The following is a 7587-nucleotide window of genomic DNA, read 5'->3' as shown; positions in this document are numbered from 1 at the left end:
CAAGCGAAAGACCGCCTGGAATAACAACATTATGGATTGGGCTACAAAAATTCGCTGAAATAAATATTGGATGGAGAATCAAAAATATCCCTGAAACTTAGCAAAAGATGTGTCCACACGGTAGGATTTTTCATCGGGAGAGGACTTGTAATGAAAAGCGGGAACAACCCCACCCGAAGTAATACTGCAATTGCTTTTCAAACCAATATCAGGACCAGTACCTATTAGGCTGCAACTTAACACCGGTTTCGCCGCTGATATAAACTTAAAATTAAGCATCTATTAACTCAGCCAATTATCGTAACATTAACCCTCAAAACCCTTTATTTATTTAAAAATTATACTAACTTTGATGTTGCGCTTAGTAATTGTACTTTGTACACTAAGCAGGTTAAGAAATCAACAAAAATTAAGATAAAAATGAGCATAATTGTTAATGTCCATGCAAGACAAATCCTCGATTCAAGAGGAAATCCAACAGTAGAAGTAGAAGTTGCGACAGAAGCAGGTGCATTTGGCCGTGCTGCAGTACCAAGTGGTGCATCTACCGGGCAATATGAAGCTGTTGAATTACGTGATGGAGATAAATCTACATATTTAGGAAAAGGCGTTTTGAAAGCAGTAGAAAATGTAAATACCAAAATTGCTGATGCATTAAGAGGTATTGATGTTTTTGAACAAAACGCAATCGATAAAATTATGTTAGACCTTGATGGTACCGAAAACAAAGGTAACTTAGGCGCTAATGCTATTTTGGGTGTTTCTTTAGCGGTTGCAAAAGCTGCTGCTGACGAAATCGGCCAGCCGTTATACCGTTACATAGGCGGTGTTAATGCAAACACATTACCGATCCCGATGATGAACATCATCAATGGCGGTTCTCACTCTGATGCGCCTATCGCGTTCCAGGAGTTTATGATTATGCCGGTAGGTGCACCGTCTTTCTCTGAGGCTTTACGTTGGGGAACTGAAGTTTTCCATAGTTTGAAAAAAATTCTTCACGACAGAGGTTTATCTACTGCCGTGGGTGATGAAGGTGGTTTTGCGCCAACTTTTGATGGTACAGAAGATGCCATTGAAACCGTATTAAAAGCCATTGAAACTGCTGGTTATCAACCAGGTATGCAGATCTGTTTAGCTTTAGATTGTGCATCATCTGAGTTCTATAAAGACGGTAAATACGATTATACTAAATTTGAAGGCGATAAAGGCGCTATCCGTTCAAGCGAAGAGCAGGCACAATATTTAGCTGATCTTTCTGCTAAATATCCAATTATCTCTATTGAAGATGGTATGGATGAAAACGATTGGGCTGGCTGGAAAACTTTAACTGATAAAATTGGTGACCGCGTTCAATTGGTTGGCGACGATTTATTTGTAACTAACGTTACCCGTTTACAACGTGGTATCGATGAAGATACGGCTAACTCAATCTTAGTGAAAGTAAACCAGATCGGTTCATTAACTGAAACCATTAATGCGGTTACTTTAGCTCAAAACAGTGGCTATACTTCGGTAATGAGTCACCGTTCTGGAGAGACAGAAGACGTTACCATTGCCGATTTAGCTGTTGCTTTAAACTGCGGACAGATTAAAACCGGTTCGGCTTCACGTTCAGACAGGATTGCAAAATACAATCAATTACTACGCATTGAAGAAGAATTGGGTGAAAACGCACGTTTTATCGGTTCGAAATTCAAATACGCGAAGAAATAGCCCCTAAATCCCCTAAAGGGGACTTGTTTCTCTCCTTGAGGAGAAATGCCGTAAGGCAGAGAGGTGTTAAGAAGTTGAAAAACTGATTTGTAAAACATCCGGAGATTTTAAATCTTCGGATGTTTTTATTTTAATACTATATTTGTTTGTTGGATTTGGATTGTCTCAAATCTCACATCTAAAATCTCATATCCTATATGAAACGTTTAATAGATCTTTTCCGCAATAAATATTTTCTTGCAACAGTCGCTTTTGCGATGTGGATGCTATTTTTCGACAAGAATGATATGATGTCGCAATATGAATACCGTAGCCAGGCCAACAAACTGCAGGAAGAAAAAGAATATTTCGAAAAAGAAACAGCCCAGGTTAAAAAGGATCTAAACGAGTTGAACACCAATTTAAATACCGCTGAAAAATTTGCCCGCGAAAAATACTTCATGAAGAAAGACAATGAAGATGTTTTCGTGATTATACAGGAAGAGAAGAAAGATTAGTTTTCAGTTGGCAGTTTCCGGTTTGCAGTTTACCGTTTTCAGTAAATAATCCAGCAATCAAGCCATAAAAAAATTCCTAAAACGACTAAGGTTTCAACATTGTAACAGGTAACGTTTCAACTCAAGCCATGCTTCACATCCTCTACATCATTGCCATAACGGCTGAAGCCATGACCGCCGCACTTTCTGCAGGCAGACGCGATATGGATTGGGTTGGTGTTTGCATTATTGCCTGGGTTACGGCCTTAGGTGGCGGAACGGTACGGAATGTATTGTTTGGCCATTATCCCATGAGTTGGGTAGAACATCCAGAATATTTGGTGATTACGGCGGCAGCTGCTTTGTTTGCTGCATTTATTGCCTCAATGATGACCAGACTCAAAAAGCTTTTCCTTTACCTTGATGCTTTAGGTTTGGTGGTTTTCACCATTATTGGCTGTCAGGTAGCGCAGCAGATACACCTGCCTTATTTAATTGTACTTTTTAGCGGGATGATTACCGGTTGTGCAGGCGGTGTACTCCGCGATGTACTTTGTAATGAAGTGCCCTTTCTTTTTCGCAAGGAGATTTATGCCAGTGCAGCAATTGTTACGGGGGCGGTTTATATCGGTGTACAACATTTTCATGGATCAGAAATGCTTGCAACCCTTTTTGCTGCCATAGTAGGTTTAACGTTAAGGCTGCTATCTATCCGTTTCGGATGGCACATGCCGAAGTTTGTTTACCGGGATGAATGGCACTAACTCAGTTTGGAGTTTTTAGTTCGGAGTTCTGAGTCTCCAAACTTAAGCTCCCTATTCCTTTTCCTTTCCGTGGTGTCACAACTACCTTATGGTTAATGGTGCCGGGTATTACCACCTTCCATGGATAGCAGGTATAGTTCGGCGTTCTAAGTCTCTAAACTCACAACACCCAGCTCCCAACTTAAAGTTCTCCGTTTCTTTTCCTTAAAAACCACTCGGTTCCGAGCAAGATCATCATTAAAGCAAACAACCACTTCATATTAATCAGCTCATCATACTTACGGTCTTCGTAACTGATGGTTTTGATATTTTCATTTTTTAGGATTTCATCAGCTATTTCAAGCAGGTTTTCGGGCATAAACAGTTTACCATTGCTTTGTTTAGACATCGTATTTAAAAGCTGATGATTGGCCGTTGTTTGCTGGTATTCTGCAATTAACGCATTTACATAAAAACTTCCTGAAGCAGTAAATTTCTTTCCCCCTAACTCGGTATTGGCAACATACGAATAATTACCTGCAGGCATTGTTCCGGCATCTAACTGATAGCCATTTTCAGTTTTAGAGAATATATAGTTAAACACTTTGCCAGCTTCATTTTTAACCTGCAGATTTACCTCGGGGTCGTTAACTGCCTGGTAACTGTCATTGTAAAGGGTTGCGTTAAACTGTATGCTTTCATTTTCATCATAAGCTGCTTTAGCAGTAAACACTTTAAACCTGCGTTTATCATCTTTAACCGAAAGGTATTGAACGGTTTTTGAAATCAGATCGTTTAAAACAGATTGAGGAGCTTCATTTTCAGCCTCTGAAAGTTTCCATCGCCATAGCCCCTCTCCAATTAAATAACCCGTTTTTAAACCGTTTTCATTTGCAAAAAACAACAATGGTTGCTGCGTACTCACTTTGCCAATGCGTTGATTAAACACGGGAGTTGCTCCTGCATTTACCGTTAACCTTCCAAAAGGGCTCAGCAAAGGATCAAAAGATGAAAATTGCTTTTTATCCTCATCATTAAGATTAAAACTGCTAAATCCATTGGCAAAATCAGCGTACACTTCTTGAATGGCGCCATTGGCTGAACTCAGGTTGACTTGATTTTGCACCTGATTGAAAGCATTTACGTTAGTCTGCGCACCTAAAATGTACCAGGCCGGCTTTTTTAAGCCGGTTAATTTCTTTATAAATGCCGACGAAATGTTCTGCACATCGGGCAACTGATACAATACAATTAAATCGAATTTAGATGGATCTGTTGCATTTAAATCATCTGCAAGGGAAAGTTTAACCTCATAATGTTTATTGAGCGAAATAGCCTCTTTTAAAACGCCCAGATCGGGATGAGGTGCAGCAGCAGCAAGCAGTACTTTCTGCCTGCCGTCGATAACTTCCACATAAAAAGTCTGAATGTTATTACGCGTGGTGATTTCATTTTTTAAAGCGCCTAATTGAACCGTGTACTTCTGCAAACCAATTTTGCCGGCATGAATCTTTACCGGGATGGTTTTAATAAATGAAGCTCCATTAATTAAGATGTTCTGTTGCGCTATCCTGGTACCATTTTCGTTAAGGATTAATGAAGTACTTTCTCCGTTGCTTTGAAAAGCCTGTACCTGAACCTCAATGGTAAAATCATCATCCAGGTATACGATGTTATTGTAATTCACATTCGAGATCAATACATCGCGTTTAGGAACACTGTCACCCAAGGCAATGGTATAAATTGGGGCATTGATCTGATTAACGCTGTATAATGGGTTACCACCATGGTTAAAAATTCCATCAGTCGCTAAAACAACTGCCCCAACATTGCGGTTGGTATATTCATCTCTGATTTTCTGAAAAAATGCAGAGGCATCTGTTAATTTTCCCTGATTTCTAAAGTCGAAGCCATCCGCAACCTGATCTCCGAAGCGAAGCACCTTTACTTCATATTTATCTGCCAAATCATCTCGTAACTTTTTTAGGTTTTGTTCGTATCGTTTTTGGTCAAATCCGGCAGCTTTAATCTGACCAGCTGATAGGGAGTTATCCTGTCCGATAATAATTACAGGTTTATCTAAAGTATAGTTTAAAGTTTTAATGAGTGGTGCAAATATCAACCAGGCAATCGTAGTCACTACTGTAATCCGCAACGCGACTAAGGCATATTGAATCTTTTTATCCAGGTTTTTGTTACCACGGTAAAGCAACCAGGCATACAGCACGCCTAAGGCCAGGCAACCCAGAAAAGACAAAACAGAAGCACCTGAAAAAAAAATATTCATAATTCATAAAGATGATAATTTTGGTGGTATTTTCAAGATTTTAACCGCGAAGTATGCAAAGAATTTACGCAAAGCACCGCAAAGACAAGGTGTATCCTATAGTTAATTAAACTTAGCGTTCTTTGCGCCATGGCGGTATGAAAATCTCAGCGATCTTTGCGGTTAAAAAAGAATAAATTCGTTAGTTTTAACCAAATCAATCACAATGAAATTTATCGCTTTAACATTTCTGTTATTCCTAAGCTTTATGGTAAATGCCCAAAATAATTTCAAAGCCGCTCAAATTAAATTTGAAAGAGTAGAGAAGGCATACAGCGAAAAATGGGAAACATTAAGAAAATTTATCATGGCCGATGGTTTTGGCGATCAATTTTCAATGATAATCAATGCCTATAAAAGTGAAGGGAAGCTGGAAGTTTGGCTAAAGGCAAATACGGATAACAGTTATCAATTATTTCGCACTTACGACTTCTGTGCACATTCAGGTACTTTAGGCCCAAAAGTAATGGAAGGTGACGGACAAACTCCTGAGGGATTTTACTACATCGATGTTTTTAACCCGATGAGTAAATTTTATTTATCAATGGGTATAAATTATCCGAATATGGTAGATGATGCCCGTACAGGAAAAGACCGGAAACCGGGTAGTGATATTTACATCCATGGAGATTGTGTTACGGTGGGTTGTATTCCAATCACGGACGAAAAAATTAAAGAAGTATATATTTTGGGCGTTGAGGCCAGAAATGCAGGCCAGGAAAGGATTCCAGTAAACATCTATCCTTTCAGAATGACGGATGGGAATTTAAAGAAATATACGAAGAAGTTTCCGGATCAGGCCAGCTTCTGGAAATCCTTGCAGCCTGGCTATTTAGCTTTTGAGCAGAATAAAACCCAGCCGGATATTGTTGAGGTTAAAGGACAATACCTTGTAAAGTAACCAAAGAAGTCAAGTTTTCCATCGCACATTGGCCATTAAAACTTGACTTCTTTTATTATATAAAACCGGAAAGAAAACCGTCCACCTTAAGCCTTCACGCCTTCAACCTTTCTTACAGCATTCCACCGCAAACTGACAAAGTTTGTCCGGTTACGTAAGCACTCATATCTGAAGCCAGGAACACGCAAACATTAGCAATATCTTCGGTTTCGCCGGCACGTTTTAACGGAATATCTTTTTCCCAGCCTTCAACTACTTTAGGATCTAAAACCTCGGTCATTTCGGTACGGATAAAACCCGGAGCAACCACATTTGCGCGGATATTTCTTGATCCCAGTTCTTTTGCAACTGATTTGGTAAAGCCGATAATACCTGCCTTAGAAGCTGCATAATTAGCCTGGCCAGCATTACCTGAAACGCCTACTACCGAACTCATGTTAATAAAAACACCTTTGCGTGCCTTCATCATCACTTTTGAAGCGGCTTTAGTTACATTAAAGATCGATTTTAAATTCACATTGATTACGTCATCCCAGTTCTCTTCGCTCATGCGCATTAATAAACCATCTTTGGTAATACCGGCGTTATTTACCACAACATCGATGCCCCCAAATTCCGCCACGATATCATTGATCAGCTGTTCAGCCTCATCAAATTTAGACGCGTCAGAACGATAACCTTTAACTTTAGTGCCAAAGGTTTGCAATTCCTGCTCTAAAGCCTGACCTTTTTCTACTGATGATAAATAGGTGAATGCTACATTAGCACCCTGTTCTGCAAATTTCTCCGCTATTTTACGACCGATTCCTTTTGATGCACCTGTAATTAATGCTGTTTTTCCTTCTAGTAATTTCATTTGTTATCTTATTGTTGTCAGTCTGAGCCTGTCGAAGACCGAACGTGTTATTTATTTTTATATTTTGATAATCTTACAATTTCATTCCAATCTTCTTTAAATAAAGCTTCCTTTTTCTTTCTACTCCAACCTTTAACCTGTTTTTCGAAGTTTATAGCGTCTTCTATTTAATCAAATCTTTGATAGTACTTCAAAGTGACAGGCCTTCTTGAAAAAGTATATGCAAAAGCATTTTCACCATCATTATGCTGAGAAAGTCTAGCCTCTAAATCATTTGTTACCCCAACATAATAACTTTTGTCGGAGCACTCCAAGATATAGACAAAATAGTTATGTACTCTTGCCATAAAAGATCTTTAGAAAGATGAAGTTACTAAAAATATTTCTTGCTAGAACTGTCATGTTGAGCTTGTCGAAACACCCCATAAAAGTCTTTCGACAGGCTACCATTGACGTTATTTTGTAATTATTTGATAGTTAAATACTTATGAAATATGCATTTCCATCCAACAAGGCCTTCGCACTGGGTCTCCGTTCTACTTAAGTCCGGCCTAACAAATTTTTCGGAC

At 39.0% G+C, this 7587-nt stretch carries 7 protein-coding genes; 4 read left to right on the top strand and 3 right to left on the bottom strand.

The window, feature by feature from the left end:
• Window positions 1–420: 420 nt before the first annotated feature.
• From eno to QZ738_RS01215, 3 genes are all read left to right on the top strand, one after another.
• Window positions 421–1716: a phosphopyruvate hydratase gene (gene eno, locus QZ738_RS01225; protein ID WP_293783315.1), complete on the top strand. Its 1296-nt coding sequence runs from the start codon at window positions 421–423 to the stop codon at window positions 1714–1716.
• 197 nt (window positions 1717–1913) lie between these two features.
• Entirely contained in the window at window positions 1914–2213 is a 300-nt protein-coding gene (locus QZ738_RS01220; RefSeq protein WP_025145767.1) for a septum formation initiator family protein, read from the top strand.
• A gap of 128 nt (window positions 2214–2341) precedes the next feature.
• Window positions 2342–2956 (top strand): trimeric intracellular cation channel family protein, encoded by a 615-nt coding sequence (locus QZ738_RS01215; RefSeq protein WP_293783302.1) that lies wholly within the window; start codon window positions 2342–2344, stop codon window positions 2954–2956.
• Window positions 2957–3137: 181 nt separating this feature from the next.
• Here QZ738_RS01215 and QZ738_RS01210 read toward each other — a convergent pair whose 3' ends face one another.
• Complete coding sequence (locus tag QZ738_RS01210) at window positions 3138–5222, bottom strand: hypothetical protein (RefSeq protein ID WP_293783299.1); 2085 nt, start codon at window positions 5220–5222, stop codon at window positions 3138–3140.
• A gap of 205 nt (window positions 5223–5427) precedes the next feature.
• Between QZ738_RS01210 and QZ738_RS01205 the strand changes: the two genes are divergently transcribed.
• On the top strand, window positions 5428–6162 hold the full coding sequence (locus QZ738_RS01205) for a L,D-transpeptidase family protein (RefSeq protein ID WP_293783297.1): 735 nt from the start codon (window positions 5428–5430) through the stop codon (window positions 6160–6162).
• Between the two features lie 112 nt (window positions 6163–6274).
• Here QZ738_RS01205 and fabG read toward each other — a convergent pair whose 3' ends face one another.
• Both fabG and QZ738_RS01195 read right to left on the bottom strand, forming a co-directional pair.
• On the bottom strand, window positions 6275–7018 hold the full coding sequence (gene fabG / locus QZ738_RS01200) for a 3-oxoacyl-[acyl-carrier-protein] reductase (RefSeq protein WP_293783295.1): 744 nt from the start codon (window positions 7016–7018) through the stop codon (window positions 6275–6277).
• Window positions 7019–7185: 167 nt separating this feature from the next.
• Complete coding sequence (locus QZ738_RS01195; protein WP_293783292.1) at window positions 7186–7365, bottom strand: GIY-YIG nuclease family protein; 180 nt, start codon at window positions 7363–7365, stop codon at window positions 7186–7188.
• Window positions 7366–7587: the final 222 nt, after the last annotated feature.

The organism is uncultured Pedobacter sp. (genome assembly GCF_913776295.1).
Taxonomy (GTDB): Bacteria; Bacteroidota; Bacteroidia; order Sphingobacteriales; family Sphingobacteriaceae; genus Pedobacter.
Note: the sequence above shows the minus strand (reverse complement) of the source record. Positions and strands in the feature narration are given on the sequence as shown.

Excerpts from the sequence above, each read along its gene's own strand:
- QZ738_RS01220 (WP_025145767.1), top strand. The coding sequence starts at position 1,914 with ATGAAACGTTTAATAGATCTTTTCCGCAATAAATATTTTCTTGCAACA.
- QZ738_RS01205 (WP_293783297.1), top strand. The coding sequence starts at position 5,428 with ATGAAATTTATCGCTTTAACATTTCTGTTATTCCTAAGCTTTATGGTA.
- QZ738_RS01195 (WP_293783292.1), bottom strand. The coding sequence starts at position 7,365 with ATGGCAAGAGTACATAACTATTTTGTCTATATCTTGGAGTGCTCCGAC.
- QZ738_RS01210 (WP_293783299.1), bottom strand. The coding sequence starts at position 5,222 with ATGAATATTTTTTTTTCAGGTGCTTCTGTTTTGTCTTTTCTGGGTTGC.
- fabG (WP_293783295.1), bottom strand. The coding sequence starts at position 7,018 with ATGAAATTACTAGAAGGAAAAACAGCATTAATTACAGGTGCATCAAAA.
- eno (WP_293783315.1), top strand. The coding sequence starts at position 421 with ATGAGCATAATTGTTAATGTCCATGCAAGACAAATCCTCGATTCAAGA.
- QZ738_RS01215 (WP_293783302.1), top strand. The coding sequence starts at position 2,342 with ATGCTTCACATCCTCTACATCATTGCCATAACGGCTGAAGCCATGACC.